17 protein-coding genes and 1 pseudogene are annotated in these 20777 nt (G+C 64.9%); 7 read left to right on the top strand and 11 right to left on the bottom strand.

Annotated features, from left to right (window positions below; genetic code table 11):
- Positions 1–92: 92 nt before the first annotated feature.
- Positions 93–1148 (bottom strand): sodium-dependent bicarbonate transport family permease, encoded by a 1056-nt coding sequence (locus EAG14_RS12450; protein WP_121729036.1) that lies wholly within the window; start codon positions 1146–1148, stop codon positions 93–95.
- A gap of 96 nt (positions 1149–1244) precedes the next feature.
- Here EAG14_RS12450 and EAG14_RS12445 point away from each other — a divergent pair, with 96 nt between their 5' ends.
- Positions 1245–2144, top strand: coding sequence for a LysR family transcriptional regulator (locus tag EAG14_RS12445; protein ID WP_121729035.1), 900 nt, complete (start codon positions 1245–1247; stop codon positions 2142–2144).
- Between the two features lie 226 nt (positions 2145–2370).
- Here EAG14_RS12445 and EAG14_RS12440 read toward each other — a convergent pair whose 3' ends face one another.
- The 3 genes from EAG14_RS12440 to EAG14_RS12430 form a co-directional block, all read right to left on the bottom strand.
- The gene (locus EAG14_RS12440) at positions 2371–3450 is read right to left on the bottom strand and encodes a porin (RefSeq protein WP_121729034.1); all 1080 of its coding nucleotides are present in this window, start codon (positions 3448–3450) and stop codon (positions 2371–2373) included.
- 202 nt (positions 3451–3652) lie between these two features.
- Positions 3653–4486 (bottom strand): substrate-binding domain-containing protein, encoded by an 834-nt coding sequence (locus tag EAG14_RS12435; protein ID WP_121729033.1) that lies wholly within the window; start codon positions 4484–4486, stop codon positions 3653–3655.
- Positions 4487–4554: 68 nt separating this feature from the next.
- Complete coding sequence (locus tag EAG14_RS12430) at positions 4555–5529, bottom strand: tripartite tricarboxylate transporter substrate binding protein (RefSeq protein ID WP_121730449.1); 975 nt, start codon at positions 5527–5529, stop codon at positions 4555–4557.
- Positions 5530–5632: 103 nt separating this feature from the next.
- Between EAG14_RS12430 and EAG14_RS12425 the strand changes: the two are divergent.
- Positions 5633–6531, top strand: a pseudogene (locus EAG14_RS12425) (LysR family transcriptional regulator).
- Between the two features lie 211 nt (positions 6532–6742).
- Entirely contained in the window at positions 6743–7642 is a 900-nt protein-coding gene (locus EAG14_RS12420) for a hypothetical protein (RefSeq protein WP_162995989.1), read from the top strand.
- A 145-nt stretch (positions 7643–7787) separates the two neighbouring features.
- On the opposite strand, the gene EAG14_RS12415 is transcribed toward EAG14_RS12420, so the two are convergent.
- The 7 genes from EAG14_RS12415 to EAG14_RS12385 form a co-directional block, all read right to left on the bottom strand.
- Positions 7788–8972, bottom strand: a complete 1185-nt coding sequence (locus tag EAG14_RS12415; protein WP_121729032.1) for an FAD-binding oxidoreductase — start codon at positions 8970–8972, stop codon at positions 7788–7790.
- Positions 8969–10357, bottom strand: coding sequence for an NAD(P)/FAD-dependent oxidoreductase (locus tag EAG14_RS12410; protein ID WP_121729031.1), 1389 nt, complete (start codon positions 10355–10357; stop codon positions 8969–8971). The genes EAG14_RS12415 and EAG14_RS12410 overlap by 4 nt, the downstream gene beginning before the upstream one ends.
- The gene (locus EAG14_RS12405) at positions 10354–10749 is read right to left on the bottom strand and encodes a (2Fe-2S)-binding protein (protein WP_099655144.1); all 396 of its coding nucleotides are present in this window, start codon (positions 10747–10749) and stop codon (positions 10354–10356) included. The genes EAG14_RS12410 and EAG14_RS12405 overlap by 4 nt, the downstream gene beginning before the upstream one ends.
- 124 nt (positions 10750–10873) lie before the next feature.
- Positions 10874–11368: an Lrp/AsnC family transcriptional regulator gene (locus EAG14_RS12400; RefSeq protein WP_099658574.1), complete on the bottom strand. Its 495-nt coding sequence runs from the start codon at positions 11366–11368 to the stop codon at positions 10874–10876.
- A 96-nt stretch (positions 11369–11464) separates the two neighbouring features.
- Positions 11465–12868 (bottom strand): aspartate aminotransferase family protein, encoded by a 1404-nt coding sequence (locus tag EAG14_RS12395; protein ID WP_099655145.1) that lies wholly within the window; start codon positions 12866–12868, stop codon positions 11465–11467.
- A gap of 276 nt (positions 12869–13144) precedes the next feature.
- Complete coding sequence (locus EAG14_RS12390; protein ID WP_121729030.1) at positions 13145–14098, bottom strand: glyoxylate/hydroxypyruvate reductase A; 954 nt, start codon at positions 14096–14098, stop codon at positions 13145–13147.
- A gap of 36 nt (positions 14099–14134) precedes the next feature.
- Entirely contained in the window at positions 14135–15031 is an 897-nt protein-coding gene (locus EAG14_RS12385; RefSeq protein WP_121729029.1) for a GNAT family N-acetyltransferase, read from the bottom strand.
- Between the two features lie 300 nt (positions 15032–15331).
- Here EAG14_RS12385 and EAG14_RS12380 point away from each other — a divergent pair, with 300 nt between their 5' ends.
- The 4 genes from EAG14_RS12380 to EAG14_RS12365 all read left to right on the top strand — a co-directional run bounded on the left by EAG14_RS12380 (position 15332) and on the right by EAG14_RS12365 (position 20752).
- Positions 15332–16813 carry an aldehyde dehydrogenase gene (locus EAG14_RS12380; protein WP_121730448.1) on the top strand — a complete coding sequence of 494 codons (1482 nt, stop codon included), beginning with the start codon at positions 15332–15334 and terminating at the stop codon, positions 16811–16813.
- Between the two features lie 210 nt (positions 16814–17023).
- Complete coding sequence (locus EAG14_RS12375) at positions 17024–17689, top strand: haloacid dehalogenase type II (protein WP_099655149.1); 666 nt, start codon at positions 17024–17026, stop codon at positions 17687–17689.
- 50 nt (positions 17690–17739) lie between these two features.
- Positions 17740–19041, top strand: a complete 1302-nt coding sequence (locus EAG14_RS12370; protein WP_121729028.1) for an FAD-binding oxidoreductase — start codon at positions 17740–17742, stop codon at positions 19039–19041.
- Positions 19042–19132: 91 nt separating this feature from the next.
- Positions 19133–20752, top strand: a complete 1620-nt coding sequence (locus EAG14_RS12365) for an ABC transporter substrate-binding protein (protein WP_121729027.1) — start codon at positions 19133–19135, stop codon at positions 20750–20752.
- Positions 20753–20777 lie beyond the last annotated feature (25 nt).

The following is a 20777-nucleotide window of genomic DNA, read 5'->3' as shown; positions in this document are numbered from 1 at the left end:
CTAATCAGGAAAATATGCCGCTATCGCCTATGGATAAAGCGCTAGATGCTACGGAAGTAATAGCGTTTTGACTGCGCGCCATACCGCCTGTGCTATCCACCCCAGAGCCTCTGCACCGCCTGGGTATACGCCGGTATGCCCACCACGATGTTGAGCGGAAACGTCACCCCCAGTGAGAGGCTGACGTACAGCGAAGGGTCGGCCTCCGGGATCGCATAGCGCACCACGGCTGGCACGGCGATGTACGACGCGCTGGCCCCCAACACCATCAGCAGCACCGCATCGCCCGCCGGTACTGCGGCCAGCCATGCCAGTCCCAGGGCCAAGGTAGCGTGGGTGATGGGCGCCAGCACCGCGTACGCCAGCAGCCAGGGCGACTGTTTGCGCACCGCAGGCAAGTTGCGCGCGGTAGACAGTCCCATGTCCAGCAAGAACAGGCACAGCATGCCCTTGAACAAATCGCCCGAAAACGGTTGCATGGCCGCCTTGCCCGCATCGCCCGTCACCAGGCCAATCACCATGGCACCGAGCAGCAGCAGTTGCGTGCCGTCGGTGAACGACTCGTGCAGGATCTTGCCGACAGACAGGTTGTGGGGCCCCTTGTTGCCCAGATGAGCGCCACCGCTGCCCATGCCCGCAACGCCCAGGGTGGCCGCGCCGCTGGCGGTCATGCCCACCACTTGCGTGGTGGCCACTGCCTGCTGTTGCCGCAGCGCATTGGCCAGCAGCACCGCCAGGATGATGGCGGGTGATTCCATCAACGCCATCGCGGCGGCCATGTAGCCGCCGTAGGCGATGTGTTGTGCCTCCAGGTACTGCGTGGCGGTCACAAAAGTCACCGCGCTCACCGATCCATATGTCGCCGCCACGGCTGCGGCGTTAAAGCCCGACAACACGCGCCGCAGCAGTGCATAGCCCACCAGGGGCACAACCACCGCGAGCAGCACGGCCAGCCCCAGGCTGCTGGCCACGCTGGGTGTAAAGCCCGATGCCGCCAGCGCAAAGCCGCCTTTCAAACCCAGTGCCATGAGCAGGTAAATCGACAGAAATTTGGAAATGGCTGCGGGCATTTCCAGGTTGGATCGCACCAGGCCCGCAAACACCCCCAGGGCAAAGAACAAGATCGCGGGGTCCAGCAGGCTTTGCATTTTTCTTCTCCGAAACGATGGCAGAAACCCGATGCTAGGGACGTCTCAGTGCAAAGTAAAATCGATTTAAATGCAGTTATGTATAGATAAAAATCTATGAACATCACTTTTCGCCAACTGCGACTTTTCCTGGCTCTGGCTGAGACCGGCAGCGTCAGTGCCGCCGCCAAGGTCATGCATGTCACGCAGCCCACGGCGTCCATGCAGCTGCGCGAGGTGACGCAGGCCGTGGGCCTGCCCTTGTACGAGGTGGTGTCGCGCCGCGTGCACCTCACAGAGGCGGGGCAAGCCCTGGCGCGCACAGCGCGCGCCATTGCGGGCGAGTGGGATGCGTTTGAGCAGCGCGTTTCAGGCGCCAAGGGGTTGACCAGCGGGCGCCTGAAGGTGGCCGTGGTCAGCACCGCCAAATACTTTGTGCCGCGCTTGCTGGGCAGCTTTTGCAAGCTGCATCCGCACATCGACATCTCGCTTGAAGTGCTCAACCGCGACCACGTCATCACCCGTCTGCGTGCCAACCAGGACGATCTCTACGTGATGTCGATGCCGCCGGGCGATCTGCCGCTGGAAGACCATATCCTCATGCCCAACCCGCTGGTCCTCATCGCCCCCGCAGGCCATCGGCTGGCCGCCAAAAAGCGCGTCCACATTGATCAGTTGCAGGCCGAGCGCTTCATCTTGCGGGAGAAAGGCTCGGGCACGCGCATGGCCACCGATGCGCACTTGCGCCAGCTTGGCTTTGCGCCCAGCGCCGTGCTGGAGCTGGGCAGCAACGAGGCCATCAAAGAATCTGTGGAGGGCCAATTGGGCGTTTCCATCGTCTCGCGCCACGCCCTGGGGGCCCATCACGAGGGCCTGGCGGTGCTCAATGTGCAGGGCTTTCCCATCCAGTCGCAATGGCATCTGGTCTGGCCCAAGGGCAAGCAGTTGTCGCCGATTGCGCAGGTGTTCAAGGGCCACTTGATGGAGGAAGCTGCGGGGTGGATGGAGGGCCGCTGAATGTGTGGGCCTGAACTGGGGGCTGTCTCCGGTCGTGCGCTGCTTGGGCTCCATTTGGATCGCAGTTGCTGCGTGCGCCATCTGCACTTACGCGGGTGCCCCGGATCACAGAAATATATGAATGATTTTGGCTGCTAGCGCTTATTCTTTAAGCGCTAGTAGCTATTCTTTTGATAGTGATTCAGGGGCATCAGCCACCGTGGCCAGGATGCCCCTGAGCCCGAAGTCAAAACGTGTGCAGCACCCCGGCCGTGATGCCCGTGGCGCGGTCTGGGTTGGCCGCCCCTTGGTAGCCCGCGCGCCACTGGGTGCGGTCCAGTTCGGCATACAACTTGGTGCGGCGCGACAGCTTGTACTCGGCAAACACCATGGCGCGGGTGTAGCCGTCGGCTTGCAGGCCGGTGCGCTGGCGGTTCATTCGGTACACAGCGGCGGTGAGGTCCACCGCATCGGTCACCGACCAGGTGGCGCCAGCGGAGTGCACACGCTGCACCGTGCGGGCGGTGGCAGAGGTGTCGCCCTGGTGGCGTGCAGTGTTGACGGCCAGGCGCACGCTGCCCCACTGGTACGCCGCGCCCAGCGTGCTGGCTTGCAGCGGCAGCTCGCTGGCCGTCTTGAAGCGCTGGTGCGCCCCGGAGACGACCCAGCCTGCGTTGGTGTAGGAGAGGCCTGCACCGACGGAGGACTGGGCCGAAGCACGGCCGGTGTTTTCGCCAAAGCTGTACATCGCCCGGGCGGTGAGTGGGCCGAAGCGGCCGGTGTACTTGAGTGCGTTGTCCAGGCGGTAGGAGCCGCTGGTGGAGCCTGCCGCACCGTACTCCACGCCCAGGCCGTGGCTGCTCAAGGCGGCCGTGGCGATGTTGGGGTTGAACGAGGCGAAGCGCATGCCCACCGGGTCCACCGGGCTGATGGCATCGGCCAGCAGGTTGGTTTGGCGCCCAGCGGTGACTTGCCCCCAGCCGCCGCCCAGCCCCACGGTGGACGCGCGGTCGAAGAACTTGTTGGCATTGGCGGGGCTGCCTGTGTCCAGGTTCAGCCCAGTCTCCAGGTTGAAGAGCGCATGCAGGCCGCCCCCCAGGTCTTCTCGGCCGCGCAGGCCAAAGCGGCTGGTGTTGTTGACACCGCTGGCCACGCTGCTGACCGATGCGCTGCTGGGTGCGTTGGCTGCCGTCATGCCCGTGCTGTGGCGCACGCCGACATCGGCAATGCCATAAATGGTGAGACTGCTTTGGGCTAGCGCGACAACAGGTGTGGCGAGTGCGGGTGTGGCCAGGGCGGCGGCCAGGGCCAGGTGCTTGGGGGTCATAGGTCTCCTTGTTTTTGAATGTGGCTGCGGTCTGGGCGCAGCGCAGCGCCGCACCAGGCTTTGCTGGTGCGCTGTGGCTGATCGGCTTGGCAATGGGTGGCGCCAACAGCGCGCGCCGGGTGCGGCCGGTGCGCAGGACGTTGGCGCTGGGGATTGGGGGCCGGGCGCTTGGCGCAGGGCGCAATGGGGTCGCGCCCCAAGGTCAGCGGGCTGCCGCTGGCTCCATGCCGGTGCTGCGCACGATGGCGGCTGCTGCAGGCGCGGCCAGGAAGCGGATCAGGTGCCGGGCCGCCTCGGGGTTTTGCGCGCCCACGGCCACCCCGGCCGAGAAGAACACCCGTTGCTGGACTTCATCGGGCAAGGCACCCACGTAGTCCAGCTCCTTGAACGGCAGCAACTCGCTGACCTGCTGGAAGCCGATCTCTGCATCACCGCGCGCCACCACGGTGCCCACGCGCTCGCTGTAAATCTTGGTGGCCTTGTCCTTGATCTGCTCGGCCACACCCAGGCGCTGGAACAGCTCGGTCGAGAGGTAGGTGCCGCTGGCGCTGGCCGAGTAGGCGATGGACTTGGCGTTCAGCAGGGTTTGCTTGAGGGCTTCCACCGTGCTGATGTCGGGCTTGGGTGTGCCCTTGCGCACGCTCATGCCAATCATCGAGCGGGCCAGGTCCACACGGCTGCCGGGTTGCACCTTGCCCTGGGTGATGAGCGCTTCCAGCCCCGAGTCGGCCAGGATGACGATGTCGAACGCCTCGCCCCGGGCAAAGCGGCTAGGGATGGAATCGGGGGCGGTGCCCATGGAGGCGCCCCGCGCCGTGACCACCTTGTGGCCGGTGGCCTGCTCGTACAGCGGAATGAGCTGGTCGTAAGCGGCTGAGAAGCCGCCCGAGGTGATGACGCGGATCTCTGCTGCTTGCGCGCTGGAGGGGGTGGCCGCGCCCAGGGCCAGGCCCAGGCTCAAAGCAGCGCCCAGCAGGGCTCCGATGACCCGACGGCGGGGCTGGGTGTGTGCGGTGGTGGTTGGAAGGGTTTGCATGGTTTGTCTCCGGGTCGTTGTTGTTGTCTGCGGGTTGGAATGGGCGGCGGGCAGTCGCCGCTGGGGAATCAGTCGGCGGTGATCTTGCGCTCGCGGATGATGCGGCTCCACTTGGTGTTCTCTGCCGCGATGAACTGCCCCAGCTCCTCACGCGTGCCTGGGGCGGCCGTCTGGCCGTGCTTGAGCAGGTTCTCGCGCACATCCGGGCTGTTGAGCACTTTCACCAGCTCGGTGTTCCAGCGGTCCAGCAAAGGCTTGGGCGTCTTGGCGGAGGCCACGAACGCGTACCAGTTGGTGGCGTTGAAGCCCGGGAAGGTCTCTGCCACGGTGGGCACGTTAGGCAGGTAGGCCGGGCGGGTCAGCCCGGTGGTGGCCAGCGGGATGAGCTTGCCCGATTCGATATGGGGCAAAGCCGTGGGGGGCGCCGCGTAGAACGAGGCCAGACGGCCGCCCAGCACGTCCTGCAGTGCGGGGGCGCCGCCCTTGTAGGGCACATGCACGGTATCGATCTTGGCCACGTCATTGAGCAGCTCGCCCGCCAGGTGGGCGGCGGAGCCGGGGCCGGTGGAGGCAAAGTCCAGCTTGCCGGGCTCGCGCCGGGCCTTGGCCACAAACTCGCCCAGGGTCTTGATGCCCGTGCTGGCGGGCACCACCAGCACGTTGGGGAAGGTCACGCCCATGGTGATGGGGGCGAGGTCTTTGAGCGGGTCGTAGCGAACGCTCATGAAATGGGGGGCAATGCTCAGGGGACCGATGGAGCCAAACAGCAGCACCGTGCCATCTGCCGGGCCTGCTGCCACCTGGGCGTGGGCCAGGTTGCCCCCGGCGCCGGGCTTGTTGTCCACGATCACACTTTGGCCGATGTTCTCGCCCAGCTTCTTGGCGATCACGCGGGCAGCGATGTCTGCCGAGCCACCTGCCGCAAAGCCCACCACCAAGGTGATGGGCTTCTTGGGCGGAAAGTCTTGGGCTTGGGCGGCGGTGTGGGCCAGTGGGAGGCAGGCCGCAAGGGCAGCTGCCGCGATCAAGGGGCGTCGTTGCATGGTCAATTCCAGAAGGGGCCGAAACACGGTCGGCCGTGCGAAAGGCGCCAGTCTAGGTAGCGCGCAATAATCTGTGAATTGCAATTTATGAAGCGACTATTGCATGCAGCGCATTAAATTTGATCTGGGAGAACTGCAGGCCTTTGTGGTGACGGCAGAAAAAGAGAGCTTTCGGTTGGCGGCCGAGGCCTTGTGCCTGTCTGCCCCGGCCCTGAGCCGGCGTGTGGAGCGGCTGGAGCTGGCCCTGGGGGTGCGTTTGCTGGAGCGCACCACCCGCAGCGTGGCGCTGACGGCCGTGGGGCAAGAGTTCTTGCTGGAAGCGCGTGCGGCCCTGGTGGGGCTGGACGAGGCGGTGCAGCGCGTGAGCGACCAGGTGCAACTGCGCCGGGGGCGCGTGGCGGTGGCTTGCATTCCCTCGGTGGCCACCCATGTATTGCCCCGCGTGCTGCGCGCCTTTGCGGTAGCCCAGCCCGAAGTGCAGGTGCATGTCATCGACGAAAGCGCCAGCCAGGTGCTGGACGCGGTGCTGCGGGGGGGGCGGATTTTGGGCTGAGCTTTACCGGCAGCCAGGAGTCTGCGCTGCGCTTTGAAGCGCTGACCCGCGAACGCTATGTGCTCGCCATGCCGCGCAACCACCGCTGGGCTGGGCGCGAAGATGTGGCCTGGTCAGAGCTGGCAGGGCAACGCCTGGTGTCGGTATCGCGTGACAGTGCCAACCGGCTGCTGCTGGAGCAGGCCACCGCCGACTTGCCTGAGCGACCTGTGGCCTGGTACGAGTGCAACCATGTTGCCGGGGCCCTGGCGTTGGTGGAGGCGGGGTTGGGCCTGGCCGTGCTGCCGCAGCTGGCGTTGTCGTCCGATTCGCCACGGGTCTGCGGTGTGCCCATGACGGCACCTGACCTGTGGCGCACCTTGGGGCTGCTGCAGCGGCGCGACCGTGTGCTGGCCCCGGCGGCTGAAGCGCTGCGACAGCGGCTGCTTCAACTGCGTGCGGTGGATTGAGGGATGGGCACAGGGCGCCATGGGGAGGCAGGCCTGGCGTGCATCGGTTGACCCTGCGTTAACGCATTCTTTACAAAATAGCCAGCGAATTTCCTGCCGAAATGCTTTTTGGTAGCCTCCGCGATACGCCGGTGTAACGGAGTGCAATGGCATGAGAATTTTGCGGCGCCTCGCATAGGCTACGCCCCTCTTTACACACAGAGGGCTTTCCGTGAATCTTCCAGAAACCAAAAATCCATCCAACATCTCTGGTCTCTTCATGTTCTCCAAAACCACCACTGCAGCGCTCTGCGCTGCCGCACTGTGCGTGCTGTCGGCATGCGGTGGTGGAGGCGGGGGCGGCGATACCAGCCCGACCACACCGGTCACGCCTGGCAATCCAGCCACCCCAGGGGACACCACCCCCGTGACCCCGACCCCAGTGGCGGATACCGGCTGTAGCGAAGACGGCCATGTGATGACGGTGGCTGGCAACACCGCCCAGATCGATGCCAACGTGTACCACACGGACGGCACTACGGTCATTGCCACCCAGCAGCGCAAGTTCGCAACCTCCAATGGCGCGAGCTTTCGCGGCAGGACGGGGCTCTTCCTGGTGAACCAGGTCAATACCACCACCTACAGCAATGTGGCCATCAACGGATCGTTTGGCGGCGCCGTCATGACGACGACCGAGAACAATTATTCGAGCGTGGTTGGCGATGTGCGGCAGACCTATGGATTGACCGTATCGAATCTGTTCCAGGGCGCCACCACCACAGCCAGCAGCTATTTCACGCCGTATGCGTACACCGGCGGCCCGGTGAGCCCGGCCCTGAATACGCCTTATGTGGCCAGCTTCTCCACCACCACAGAAGTCGGCGGCACCGCACAGCCTGCGCTCGCACAGACCAGCACCACCACCTACTCGGTCGAGTCGGTGACGGTGTTGGCTGGCACCTTCCCTGCGTGCAAGATCAAGGTCGAAGTCACGGGCGGTGCGACCACCGGCAACGTCAGCTACGCGTGGCTGGTGGCCTCGGGCCGATACAAGGGCTTGTTCTTGCGCTCGGCCAATGCCAACGGCGTGAAGACCTCAGAAGCCACGCGTCTGCTGCTGAACGGCCAGTAAGCCGATCAGCCCCCGGCGTTGACCGGGCTTGCAGTGGTGCCTTGTTGGGGGCTGCTGTGCCCGCAATCCAAAGCAAAAAGCCCCGCATGCACAGGCATGCGGGGCTTTTTTTATGGAGGCTCTGATCTGTCACATCTAGCCGTACTCAGGCGGCTTTGGCGGCCTCTGCCCTTTGCGCCCCAGGTCGACCAATGAAGTAGGGCTCCAGCGGAATGTCGGTACGTCCCGTTGCCATCAGCTCTGCCATGGTCTCGCCCACACCGGGGCTGATGGCAAAGCCCTCGCCATTGAAGCCAAACGCGTAGTGCAACCCAGGCACCTTGGCGCTGGGACCCATGATGGGCTGCCAGTCGGGGGTGTAACCTTCAATGCCGCTCCATACGCGAATGAGTTGCACATGCTCAAAAGCAGGCACAAAGCGGCGCAGTTCGCGCAGCTGGCGCAGGATGTTGTCAGGCTTGGAGTAGGCGCGAATGTGGTCTGCATAGGCCGGGCCTTTGAGGCCGCCGCCAAACACAATGTTGCCGCGCGATATCTGGCGGAAGTACAGCCCCTCGTGCTCGATGGGCGACGACAGCCCGATGGACGGCCCGATGGCGTAGGGCAGGGGTTCGGTCACGCCCATCTGGGGGCCGCGCGGGTCCAGGGATACGCCTTCGCCAAACTGCTCGGCCATGCGGTTGGACCAGGCACCACAGGCCACCAGCATCTGCTGCGCACGGTAGCGGCGGCCGTCGGCCGTGTGGGCGGTGAACCCGTGGCCATCGTGCTCCACCTTCAGCACTTCGGCGTGCTCCACGATGTTCGCGCCTGCGCGCCGCGCAGCGCGGGCAAAGGCAGGGCCCGCCAGGCGGGGGTTGGCGTGGCCATCTTCGGGTGAGTACGAGCCCGCCACCACCCCCGGCGCAAAAATGCCCCAGCGCTTGCGCAGCTGCTCGGCCGTCTGCATCTCCAGCCGCAGCCCATAGGGCTTCACGTCGTGCGTGTGCTTTTCGATGATGGCGGCCTGCTTTTCGGTGTAGCACACGCGCAGGTGGCCGTAGGGCACAAACTCCGCGTCTTCGCCCAGCAGGTCCTTGATGCGGCCCCACACAGCGCGGGCGCGGTTGGCCAGGGGCAGCTGGTGCAGCTCGCGGCCCTGGCGGCGCACGTTGCCAAAGTTGGTTCCACTGGCCTGGCGGCCCACCAGCTCGCGCTCCAGCAGCGTGACGGACTTGCCATGCTGGCGCAGAAAGAACGCGGTGGTGGTGCCCATCAGGCCACCGCCCAGCACCAGCACGTCGCTCTCCTGCGTGGTGGATGGGGTCGTGTGAGGGTGTGCGCTGCTCATGGCTGCACCTCGCGGGTGTTCATCATCAGGGGTTTGACGGGGGCTTGCGAGCGCAGGCGGCCCACCTGTTCGATGGGGACGCTGCAGGTGTGTGCGATGACCTCGGCGGCTGCATGGCCGCAAAAGCGCCCCTGGCAGCGACCCATGCCGACGCGGCTGAAGGCCTTGGCTCGGTTGACTTCCTGGCTGTCCTGCTCGGTCGCGCAGCGGCGCAGCTCGCCCGCCGTCACGGCTTCGCAGCGGCAGACGATGGCGTCATCGGGCAACGCGGCGGCTTGCGCATGCGGCCAAGGAAAGGCATGCACCAGCCCTTGGCGGAAACGGTCCATGGTGGCCAGCGTGCCGCGCAGGCCAGGGGCCTGGTCGCGGTAGGCCGCTTGCCCTGTCGCGTGGCCTGCGTCACTCAGGGCGGCCAGTGCAGCCAGGCGGCCCGCCGCCTCGGCCCCATCGGCGCCCAGGATGCGCGTGCCGTCGCCCGCCAAGTAGACGCCTCTGGTGGTGCTACGGCCATCTTCGTCGATGCGCGGCAGCCACTGGCGGCTCAGGGGCTCGAACGCAAATTCGCACTGGACCAGATCGGCCAGTTGGGTTTCGGACCGCAGGTGCCAGCCCAGGCCCACAGCGTCGCATTCAAAGCGCTGAATGGCACCCTGCGCGGTGCGCACCGCCACGGCCTGTACGCCCAGGGCATCGTCACCGTCAATCTGCACGGGAGTGATCCCTTGCAGCACCGGCACGCCTGCAGCCCGCAGCCCACGTATCAGCCCCACACCACGCAAAGCCAGCGTGGGGCGGGCGAGCAGACCGGTGATGGCCTTCCAGGGTTTGCTGGCGGGCGCGGTGTCCAGCACGGCGACCACTTTGGCTCCGGCTTGCACGTACTGCGATGCCACCAGGTAAAGCAACGGCCCACTGCCCATGAAAATCACTTGCGAGCCAATGGCACAGGCTTGGGCCTTGAGGGCGATTTGTGAGGCGCCCAGGCTGTAGCAGCCCGCGCGGTGCCAGCCGGGCACAGGCATGAGCCGGTCGGTGGCGCCAGCGCACAGGATGAGTGCGTCATACGCCAGCGTAGCGGGCTCACCCTGGCTCACCACATGCAACTCGCCTGCTGTGTGGTTCCAGGCCAGGGTGTCAGGCCGGTAATCGATGTGCGGGCGCAGGGCTTCAAAGCTGCTGTGCAGGGCCTGGGCTTTGGCCGCTTCGGTGCCGTAGAGCTTGCTGTAGGGGCGTTTGAACCCTTCAGGCTGGCGGCGGTAAATCTGGCCACCGTCGCGGCGGCTTTCGTCTACCACGGAGGGGCGCAGGCCTGCCTCGACCACCGCTTGCGCGGCGCGCACGCCGGCGGGGCCGGTGCCTACGATGACGATGCGGGGGGCTGTCATGCGGTGCCCTCGCTTGCCGGTGTTGCCCGCACGGGCAGGGGTTGCCCATGGCGTTGCAGCGATTCGGCCAGGTCTTGCGTCACCGGCCAGTGCTGGGCCGGGGGCTGTGTCAGTACCGCCATGTTGGCGGCCACGGGGGTGGAGCAGGCACGCAACCGTTCGCCCTGCGGTGTCCACACCCAGCAGTCCTGGCACGCGCCCATGAGGCAAAAGCCCGCACGGGGGCCATCGCCAAATTCGCTGTCGCGGGCGCGGCGGCCGTTGCACATCAGGGCCACCAGCAAGGTGTCGCCCTCCAGTGCAGTGCAGGGCTTTGCATCGATGGTGAGAGGGACGGCGGGCCGGTTGGCCTCGGCCAGCCGCACAAAGCGCGGCGGTGGGGTGTATTCCATTTCTAAATCATCCGTGTCGTTGTTGCTTCGCCTTGCCGTGCTGCAGCACTGTCTGCGGCTTCGCGCCTAGACACAAATGATTTGGAAGTGGAATAGGCGGGTGCAGGCATGGGATATGGGCAAGTTAGCGCTGGTGCGGAAACAGGCGCTCGATAGGACAGTGCGTCTTGATGAAGGGTGACTTGATGACGATGTAGCTGAAGTACTTGGCAATGCCCAGGTTGCGCTCCAGCAGGTCTTCGATCACTTCCTGGTAGTGGTTGACGCCACGAGTCAGAAAACGCAGCAGGTAGTCATATCCACCGCTGACCAGGTGGCATTCCAGCACCTCGTCCACCTCGCGCAGCGCGGCCTCAAAGCGGGCAAAGTCTTCGCGGCGGTGGTCAGACAGGGTGACTTCGGTGAATACCGTGAGCGTGTCGCCCAGCTTTTCGAGCCGCAGGTGGGCACCGTAGCCTGCGATGTAGCCCGCCTGCTCCAGCCGCTTGACGCGGATGAGGCAGGGACTGGGCGACAGTCCTACTGCGTCGGCCAAATCCACATTGGTCATCCGGCCGTTCTTTTGCAACTGGCCCAGAATGCGCAGGTCCAGGCGGTCGATCTTGAAGGCTTCGTTCATCATGGTGTGCAGGGGCTTGAAGAAAAGAGTGCATCCATTCTGCGGCTGCGCAGGGGGCTGTAGCGATGTGGTTTACACGTGTTCTTTCGGTACGCTTCAGTCTTTCAAGGCGGCCCGCACATCGGGTGCGGCCAGCACATCGTCCAGGGTCTTCTTCAGGCGCTCAAACATCAGGCCGAAGTCCGACTCGGTGAACGTGAGCGCGGGCGCAAAGCCCAGGATGTTGTCGCCAAACGCACGGAACACAATGCCATTGCGGTAGGCCGTGGCGGCCATGCGGGTGGGAAGGTCCAGCGCGGCATCAAACCCCGTCTTGGTGGTTTTGCTGCTGACCAGCTCCAGTGCGCCCAGCAGGCCACGGTGGCGCGAATCGCCCACCAGCGGGTGGGCCAGCAAGTCGTCCAGCCCCTGGCCAAACGCGCGGGCCACGCGCTGGCCATTGGCCAGAACGCCGCCTTCTTCGTACAGGCGCAGCACCTCCAGTGCCACAGCGGCACTCACCGGGTGGGCGGAGTAGGTGGCGCCATGGCCAATGGGTGCACCCTTGGGGGCGCCATCGGCAATGGCTGCGTACACCTTGTCGCTCATCAGCGTGGCGCCCATGGGAACGTAGCCGGAGGTGAGGCCTTTGGCCACCGTCATCAGATCGGGTTCCACGCCTTCGGCATCGCAGGCAAACATGGGGCCTGTGCGGCCAAAGCCAGTGATGACTTCGTCCACCACAAACAAGATGTCGAGCGCACGCGCGGCCTCGCGCATGGCCTTGAGCCAGCCCTTGGGCGGCACGATGACGCCGCCTGAGCCCTGGATGGGCTCGCAAAAGAACGCGGCAACGTTCTCGGCACCCAGCTCGGCCACCTTGGCCTTCAGGGCTGCGACGGACGCATCGATGATGGCTTGCCCATCGGCCGGATTGGCGGCGCGGTAAGGGTTGGGCGAGGGGATGTAGTGCTGCGTGGGCAAGGGCAGGTCAAACCCACGGTGGAACACTGGCAGCGCCGTGAGGCCTGCGCCGGTAGACGACGAGCCGTGGTAGCCGCGCTCCAGCGCGATGAAATGCTTCTTGCCAGGCTTACCCAAGGCGTTGTAGTACTGCACGATGAAGCGCACGGCCGCATCCACCGATTCAGAGCCGCCCAGCGTGAGGTACACGTGCTGCAGCGACGCAGGCGATATCTGCACCAGCTTGTCGGCCAGGCGAATGGCGGGCTCGCTGCTGAAGTGGAAGTACCCTGTGGCATAGGGCAGCTTGCGCATCTGGTCGGCAGCAGCCTGCACCACGCTCTCTTGCCCGTAGCCCACGTTCACGCACCACAGGCCTGCGAACGCGTCCAGCAGTTGCTGGCCTTTGCCATCGGTCAGCCAAATGCCTTGTGCGGCGGTGAGGATGTTGGGGCCGCGCTCTTCGTGCGTGCGCCAGGGCGCCACCGGGTGGATCAGGTGGGCACGGTCCAGCGCGTCCAGCGCAGCGAGTTGGGGCAGGGCTTCAGAGTGGGTCATGGCATTGAAGGGTGGTGGGCAAGAGGCTTGCAAAGGTCTGAAATCAAGGGGCGCCGGGTGTTGCCAACGCGGCTTCATGAAGACAAAGGTTAGGCCGATTGCCCCTCAACTTGGTGCTGCAATGGGGGGCTTTGGCACAGCAGCCTGCGGTTGTTGCGGGCTCTACAGCAGATCGTTTGGTACGCCCAGGTGTGGTGCGCAGGCGCGTTGCATCGCCCCGAAATGCAGCAGCAGTGCACAAGGTTGAACGCCGATGGCTGCATGCCGTGGCCGCCTTCAGTAGCCGCGTGCGCGGTCCACCAGCCCTGTCATGGGCTGGCCTGCGTGAAAGCGGTGCAGGTTGTCGATCACCACCGCCGCTGCACTCAGTGGCTGGGTCATGCTCGCAATGTGAGGGGTGATTTGCACCTGGGGGTGGCGCCACAGTGGGTGCGCGGTGGGCAGGGGTTCGGGGTCGGTCACGTCGAGCACGGCTTCGCTGAGCTGCCCCGTGGCCAGGGCGGCCAGCAGGTCGGCGGTGACCAGCTGCGGCCCACGGCCCACATGCACCAGCGCAGCCCCCACAGGCAGACGGCTGAACAGGTCGGCGTTCAGAAAGCCGCGCGTGGCATCGGTCAGCGGCAGCAGGCACACCAGTACGTCGAGTTTTTCGAGAAACGCAGGCAATTCGTCGCTGCCTGCGTAGCAGCAAATACCATCCATCTGGTGTTGTGACCGGCTCCAGCCTGCGCAGGCAAAGCCCAGGCCTTGCAGTGCCTGCAGCACGGCTTGCCCCAGCGAGCCCAGGCCCAGCACGCCCACGCGGCGCTGGCTGGCAGGGCGCACGGGCAGGGCCTTCCATTCGCCGCGCTGTTGTTGGCGGCGGTACTGGGGCATGTCGCGGTGCAGGTCCAGCACGGCGCGGGTCACGTACTCGACCATGCCTTGCACGATGCCGGGCTCCACCATGCGCACCACGGGCAGTGCGGGCGGCAGGGCGGCAAAGTTGAACTGATCGACGCCCGCACCCGAAGAGAACAACACCTGGAGGTTGGGAAAGCACTCTGAAATGTTCTCTGGTGGCTCCCACGCAGCCAAAAAGCGCACCTTGGCCGGATCGCCCATGTCGGGCCAGATGCGAAAGTCGATCTCGGGCGCCTGGGCGCGGAAGACCTCGGCCCACTGCCGGCCTCGCACCGGGTCAGATTTGTAGACAAAGGTGGCGGCGGGCAGGGGGGCTTGGGGGCTCATGCGATGGTGTGCGGTAGCAAAGACAAAAAGGAGAAATCAGCCCACGGCCTGGGTGACGATGGCGAACAGCTTGGGTGCGTCTGTCGGGTGTCGCAAAGGCGTGCCACGCACCATGGTGGTAGGGGCGTCTACCCGCAGCAAGCCAATGCTTTCCAGCCATTCGGCCAGACCCGAATCAAAGTCGATGTCAATGCGGGTGAAGTGACCTGCATTCATGCCCGCCAGGTGGGCAATGAGGGCCTTGGCGCTCTCGGCATCGGGGGCCACCACCGGGCCAATGGCATGCCCTCGGCCAAAGCGGCGCAGCATGGCAAAGCCTTGTTGGGTGCCGTCATGGTCCAGCACCACGCAGGCATCGGCCTGGGCCAGCAGGTCTTCCATCAAGGCATGCCGGGGCATGCCGCGCGCGTCCATGTCCAGTTGCTGCAAGGCGGCGGCTTCGTTCTGGCCTGCAGGGCGCAGGCGCCAGCCTGCGGGCAGGGCAATCAGCGGGGTGGGCTGCGCCACGCCCTGGTGTTGGCGCACTTCGCCCGTGCGCACAAAGCCCAGCCGTTCATACAAGCCCCGGCCTTCGGCCGTGGCGTGCAGCAGCACCGTGCAGTCGTCCAGGCCACCCAACAGCGTGGTCATCAGCCGGTGGCCAATGCGGCGTCCCTGGCATGCGGGGGTGACGATCACGAGGCCAATGGTGGCGTGCGCGGGGCCCCAGCGCCAGCGCTGCGCGGTGGCCAGGATCTGGCCGTCGCGCTCGGCGACCAGCCCCTCGGAGTGGGCAAACACCTGCTCCCAGTCGGTGGGGCGGTGGGGCCAGCGCAGCTCCGCCGACAGGGCGTGGGCGCTGGGCAGATCGGCCTCGGTCATGGGGCGCAGCAGCACGCCGTCGTCGGCTGGAGCGGCGTTTTCCAGTGCCGAAAAAGGGGACTTCAAGTGCATGTACGGCAACCTCTTGTCAGTGAAATTGCTGCCTATCTTGGCCGACAACGCGCCAGCACACCAGCGCGAATAAGGGTTTGCCAGCAACTTGCAAGCTTCGTCTGTCCGGCCTGTGGCTTTTGCAATTCGCTGCGGCAGCAGGGTCGCTTACGGCGACAAATGCTGGGGCTTACTGCCTAGCATCAATGACGGATTCGGCCAGGGCTGAGGGGTGCGTTGCTGCAGCTCTTTTTGCCCCTGGCCTTGTGGTTGCCTTTCCTGCTATTTCGCTTTCTTTGCCTTCTCATTTTGGGTGCCCGTATGTCGTTATTTGATCCCCGCTCCATCGCTGTCAGTAGCGGCCACTTCATTGGTGGCCGCCTGGTGCAAGACACCCCGCGCCTTGGGGTGCTGCGCCCCTCTGACGGGCAAATGCATGCCGACTTGCCACTGGCTGATGCCAGCACTGTGGATGCGGCGGTGCAAAACGCCTGGCAGACCTGGCGCAGCAGCGACTGGGCGCGCCGCGCGCCGCGTGACCGTGCCCGCGTGTTGCGCCGCTGGGCTGATCTGATCGACGCCGATGTGGCCCTTTTGGCACCGTTGGAGGCCGTGTGCTCTACCCGCCCGGTGCGTGACGCCACGGTTTGGGACGTGCCTTTTACGGCGGAGGGGTTGCGCTTTTTTGCCGAGTACGCCGACAAGCTGGGCGGCGATGTGGCTGCCACGCGGCACGACCACCTGGGGATGGTGGTGGCCGAGCCCTATGGCGTGGTGGGTGCCATCACGCCTTGGAATTTTCCGCTGGTGATGATGTCCTGGAAGGTGGGCGCTGCGCTGGCTGCAGGCAATGCAGTGGTGCTCAAGCCTTCAGAGATGACGCCATTTTCTGCTGTGCGCCTGGCTGAGTTGGCGGTGCAGGCCGGCGTGCCTGCAGGCTTGTTCAACGTGGTGCAGGGCGATGGGCGCACCACGGGCGACGCACTCACGCGCCACCCGCTCATTGCCAAGATGACGTTCACTGGCTCTACGCGCACGGGTGCGGCCATCATGGCCAGCTGCGCGCTGCAAGGCCCCAAGCCTGTGACGCTGGAGCTGGGTGGCAAGAGCCCGCAACTGGTGTTTGACGATGCCCCGAACCTGGACCGCTTGGCGGGGATCATTGCCGGGGCCATCACTGGCAATGCCGGGCAGGTGTGCGTGGCGGGCTCGCGCCTGATCGTGCAGCGCGGCATTGCAGAGGCCTTGGTGGATCGCATTGCGGCCAGGTTTGCCGCATTGCGCCCCGGGGCTACCTGGGATGCCGATGCCACGTTGCCCCCCATCATCTCTGCGCCCCAGGCGGCGCGCATCCTGGACATTGTGGAGCGCGCACGCGATGCAGGCGCGCAAGTGCGCTGCGGTGGTGGCCTGTTTGATGGTGGGCCGGGCGGTGCGTACTTCCAGCCCACATTGATGGAAGGCGTGACGGCCTCCAACCCAGCGGTGCAAGAGGAAATCTTTGGCCCGGTGCTCACGGTTCAGACCTTTGACGCCGAAGAAGAGGGCCTGGCCCTGGCCGCGCACGAGCACTATGGCCTGGCCGCCGGGGTGCACACCGCAGACATCGGCCGGGCCCTGCGGGCCATGCGGGGCATCTCTGCGGGCACGGTGTGGATCAACCGCTATGGGCGCAGCGCCGACTTCGTCATCCCTACCGGGGGCTACCACCAGTCGGGCATTGGCAAGGACCTGGGGCGCCAGGCGGTCGAGGCCAATTTGCGCTTCAAAAGCGTGCTCATCGACTTTGCTGCAGCGCACTAATGGTGCGGGTCTGCACGCATGCAGTGCACACCGCACGGCATGCCGCAGCCCCCCACTCAAAGCGCAACTTTCTGGCGTGGACAGGGCCCATTTCCCAACATGTTCTGCGCCCTTGCATGCTCCAATGAATTTGTAATAACTCTGTCGCAAACGGTAATTAAGGGATGCGACCCGCTGCGGTCGGTGACCGTTCAAACTGGAATCGAGACCATGACTTTTCGCCCCAAGTACGTGACTTTTGACTGCTACGGAACGCTCACCCGCTTTCGCATGGGTGAGATGACACGTGAGTTGTTTGCAGACCGCATTCCTGCGCAGCACATGGAGCAATTCATCGCCGACTTCACGGCCTATCGCTTCGATGAAGTGCTGGGCGACTGGCAGCCCTATGAGGTGGTGTTGAAGAACGCCGTGCGCCGCCTGTGTAAGAAGTGGAAGATCCAGTACTTCGACGCGGACGGCCAAAAATACTACGACGCCGTGCCCACCTGGGACCCTCACGCGGACGTGCCTGCAGGCCTGGCCAAGGTGGCCAAGGAGATTCCCCTGGTGATCCTGTCCAACGCGGCAGACGACCAGATCCAGAAGAACGTGGCCATGTTGGGTGCCCCATTCCACCGGGTGTACACCGCGCAGCAGGCCCAGGCCTACAAGCCGCGCCTCAAGGCCTTTGAGTACATGCTCGACTCGCTGGGTTGCAACCCGGAAGATGTGCTGCACGTGTCCTCCAGCCTGCGCTACGACCTCATGTCGGCCGACGACATCGGCATCAAGAACAAGGTGTTTGTGAACCGTGGCCACGGCCCTGGTAACCCGGCCTACGGCTACACCGAGATCCAGGACATTGGCGGCCTGCCCGGTGTGGTGGGCCTCTGACGCCCGCGATGGCCCAGCCCCCTTCTTTGTATCGCTGACCTGCCCACACCATGAAGCTCGACTCGTACTGGAATGATGCCTTGCCCCTGTGGCCAGCAGGCGCTACGGGAGGCGCACGCAGCCTACCTGACAAGGTCGATGTGGCCATTGTGGGCGGTGGCTTTACCGGCCTGTCTGCCGCACTGGCCCTGGCCCGCAAGGGCGCCCGTGTGGTGGTGCTGGAGGCTGGCCCCACCGTAGCGCCCGAGGCATCGGGCCGCAATGGCGGGCATGTCAACAATGGCCTGGCGGTGGACTACGCCGATGTCGCTGCCAAGGTGGGGGTGGAGAAGGCCCGCGCCTGGTACCACGCTTACGACGATGCAGTGAACACCGTGGCGCGCCTGGTGCAGCAGGAGTCCATCGAATGCGACTTTCTGCGCCACGGCAAGCTCAAGCTGGCCACGCGCCCCTACCAGATGGACGCACTGCAACGCAGTGTGGAACGCCTGGTGGCGGACGGTGTGGACACCGATGTGGAAGTGCTGAGCGCTGAGCGTGTGCGCGCCGAGGTGCAAAGCGAGCGTTTTCACGGTGGTCTGCTGTACAAGCGCAGCGCGCAGATGCACATGGGCCGTTTTGCCCATGGGCTGGCCCAGGCGGCCGAGCGCCAAGGCGCCACCATTTGCACCAACACCTGTGTCAACCGACTGGAGCGCGTGCAAGGGCAGGTGCACCGCTTGCACACGGCGCAAGGTGTCGTCACGGCCCAGCAGGTGCTGCTGGCCACGGGTGCGTCGCGCCATGGCAGCTACGGCAGCTTTGGCTGGCTGCGCCGGCGCATCGTGCCCATTGGCAGTTTCATCGTGGTCACAGAGCCTTTGGGGGCGGAGCGTGCCCAGGCCTTGCTGCGCGAGCGCCGCACCTACACCACCATTGCCAACATCCACCATTACTTCCGCCTCACGGCAGACCACCGGCTGGTGTTTGGCGGGCGTGCACGCTTTGCCATCTCCAGCCCGCAGTCAGACGCCGCCAGCGGCGAGATCCTGCGCGCAGGCTTGGCCGAGACCTTCCCGCAACTGGGCCCCTTGCGGCTCGATTATTGCTGGGGTGGTCTGGTGGACATGACCCAGGACCGCTTGCCGCAAGCGGGTGAGCGCGATGGCCTGTTTTATTCGATGGGCTACAGCGGCCACGGCACGCAGATGTCGGTGCACATGGGCGAGCGCATGGCCGAAGTGATGGCAGGCAACGTGGCGGCCAACCCCTGGCAGGGGCGCCACTGGCCCGCCATTCCGGGCCACTTCGGCCCCCCTTGGTTTTTGCCTGCTGTGGGCCTGTACTTCAGGCTCAAAGACCGTCTGGCGTGATGCCGCGTTCGCTGACAACCGTATTTGCCCCGCGTGATTTTTCAATAACCACAACCCTGACCCCCACCCCTTTTCAACCAGGAGAGCGACCATGAGCGATAGCCACAAACAGTTCGAGAACCTTGTCGGTCCCAGCGAGAGCATGCGAGTGATGGAGTCGCTCAAACGCGGTGCGTCCCGCCGCGATGTGCTCACCATGCTCATGGCCTGCGGTATGCAGGCGGGCGCGGCGGGTGGCCTGGCAAGTTTGGCCACCTCTGCCCATGCGCAGACGCCCAAGCGTGGCGGGCGCATTCGCGTGGCCGGAGCCACGGCAGCCGCCACCGACACGCTGGACCCTGCCAAGCAGTCCAACCAGACCGATTACTCGCGCGGCAGCATGATCTACAACGGGTTGACTTCGCTGGACGGATCGCTCACTCCCCAGCCAGCGTTGGCTGAATCGTTCACCACGCAAGATGCCAAGACCTGGGTGTTCACCCTGCGCAAGGGCGTGGTGTTTCACGACGGCAAAGCCTTGTCACCGGCCGACGTGGTGTTCTCCATCCTGCGGCACAAAGACCCTGCCACGGCCTCCAAGGCCAAGGTTCTGGCCGACCAGATCGAGACGGTGCGTGCCAGCGGCCCCAATGAGGTCACCATGGTGCTGTCCGCCCCCAATGCCGACCTGCCCGTGATCCTGGGTACCTTCCACTTTTGCATCGTTAAGGACGGCACCACCGACTTCAATGCAGGCATTGGCACGGGTCCTTACAAACTCAAGGAGTTCAAGCCCGGCGTGCGTTCATTGATGGTGCGCAATGAAGCCTACTGGAAGCCCGGCAAACCTTACCTGGACGAGATTGAGTTCGTCGGCATCGGGGATGAGACTGCCCGTGTGAATGCGCTGCTGTCCGGTGGCATGGACCTGGTTGCCTCGGTCAACCCCCGCTCGGTGGCCCGCGTCAAGAGCACGCCCGGCTACGCCATCTTCACCACGCAGTCGGGCCAGTACTCTGACCTCATCATGCGCAAGGACATGGGCCCCGGCATGAGCCCCGATTTCGCCCAGGCCATGAAGTACCTGTTCGACCGCGAACAGATGAAAAAGACCATTGCGCTGGATTACGCCGTGCTGGGCAATGATCAGCCCATCGACCCGACCAACCGCTTTCACTTCAAGGACCTGCCACAACGCAGCTTTGACCTGGACAAGGCCAAGTTCCACCTGCAAAAGTCCGGCGTCACGGGCAAGATTCCCATGGTGGTCTCGCCAGCGGCCATGTATTCGGTGGAGATCGCACTGCTGCTGCAGCAAGCAGGCCAGCGCATCGGGCTCGACATTGACGTCAAGCGCATGCCTGCCGACGGCTACTGGTCCAACCACTGGCTCAACAGCCCCGTGGGCTTTGGCAACGTCAACCCCCGCCCCAGCGCCGACACCATCCTCACGCAGTTCTTCAAGTCCGATGCGGCCTGGAACGAATCGCGCTGGAAGAGTGCACAGTTCGACCAGTTGCTGCTGGCATCGCGTGCCGAGACCGATTTGCCCAAGCGCAAGCAGATGTATGCCGACATGCAGACGATGATCCACAACGAGGCAGGCATCGGTATCCCGCTGTTCCTGGCCAGCATCGACGGGCATTCGACCAAGCTCAAGGGTTTGTCGCCCATTCCGCTGGGCGGCCTGATGGGCTACTCGTTCGCCGAGCACGTCTGGCTGGACGCCTGACGCGCGGGCTCCGGCACACTGCAAT

The organism is Acidovorax sp. 1608163 (assembly GCF_003669015.1).
GTDB lineage: Bacteria > Pseudomonadota > Gammaproteobacteria > Burkholderiales > Burkholderiaceae_C > Acidovorax.
Note: the sequence above shows the minus strand (reverse complement) of the source record. Positions and strands in the feature narration are given on the sequence as shown.

Bases quoted from the DNA above. Each gene is read 5' to 3' on its own strand.
- EAG14_RS12370 (WP_121729028.1), top strand. From the start codon at position 17,740: ATGAAGCTCGACTCGTACTGGAATGATGCCTTGCCCCTGTGGCCAGCA.
- EAG14_RS12395 (WP_099655145.1), bottom strand. From the start codon at position 12,868: ATGACCCACTCTGAAGCCCTGCCCCAACTCGCTGCGCTGGACGCGCTG.
- EAG14_RS12365 (WP_121729027.1), top strand. From the start codon at position 19,133: ATGAGCGATAGCCACAAACAGTTCGAGAACCTTGTCGGTCCCAGCGAG.
- EAG14_RS12375 (WP_099655149.1), top strand. From the start codon at position 17,024: ATGACTTTTCGCCCCAAGTACGTGACTTTTGACTGCTACGGAACGCTC.
- EAG14_RS12415 (WP_121729032.1), bottom strand. From the start codon at position 8,972: ATGAGCAGCGCACACCCTCACACGACCCCATCCACCACGCAGGAGAGC.
- EAG14_RS12400 (WP_099658574.1), bottom strand. From the start codon at position 11,368: ATGAACGAAGCCTTCAAGATCGACCGCCTGGACCTGCGCATTCTGGGC.
- EAG14_RS12430 (WP_121730449.1), bottom strand. From the start codon at position 5,529: ATGCAACGACGCCCCTTGATCGCGGCAGCTGCCCTTGCGGCCTGCCTC.
- EAG14_RS12450 (WP_121729036.1), bottom strand. From the start codon at position 1,148: ATGCAAAGCCTGCTGGACCCCGCGATCTTGTTCTTTGCCCTGGGGGTG.
- EAG14_RS12390 (WP_121729030.1), bottom strand. From the start codon at position 14,098: ATGAGCCCCCAAGCCCCCCTGCCCGCCGCCACCTTTGTCTACAAATCT.
- EAG14_RS12385 (WP_121729029.1), bottom strand. From the start codon at position 15,031: ATGCACTTGAAGTCCCCTTTTTCGGCACTGGAAAACGCCGCTCCAGCC.
- EAG14_RS12435 (WP_121729033.1), bottom strand. From the start codon at position 4,486: ATGCAAACCCTTCCAACCACCACCGCACACACCCAGCCCCGCCGTCGG.
- EAG14_RS12440 (WP_121729034.1), bottom strand. From the start codon at position 3,450: ATGACCCCCAAGCACCTGGCCCTGGCCGCCGCCCTGGCCACACCCGCA.
- EAG14_RS12380 (WP_121730448.1), top strand. From the start codon at position 15,332: ATGTCGTTATTTGATCCCCGCTCCATCGCTGTCAGTAGCGGCCACTTC.
- EAG14_RS12410 (WP_121729031.1), bottom strand. From the start codon at position 10,357: ATGACAGCCCCCCGCATCGTCATCGTAGGCACCGGCCCCGCCGGCGTG.
- EAG14_RS12445 (WP_121729035.1), top strand. From the start codon at position 1,245: ATGAACATCACTTTTCGCCAACTGCGACTTTTCCTGGCTCTGGCTGAG.
- EAG14_RS12405 (WP_099655144.1), bottom strand. From the start codon at position 10,749: ATGGAATACACCCCACCGCCGCGCTTTGTGCGGCTGGCCGAGGCCAAC.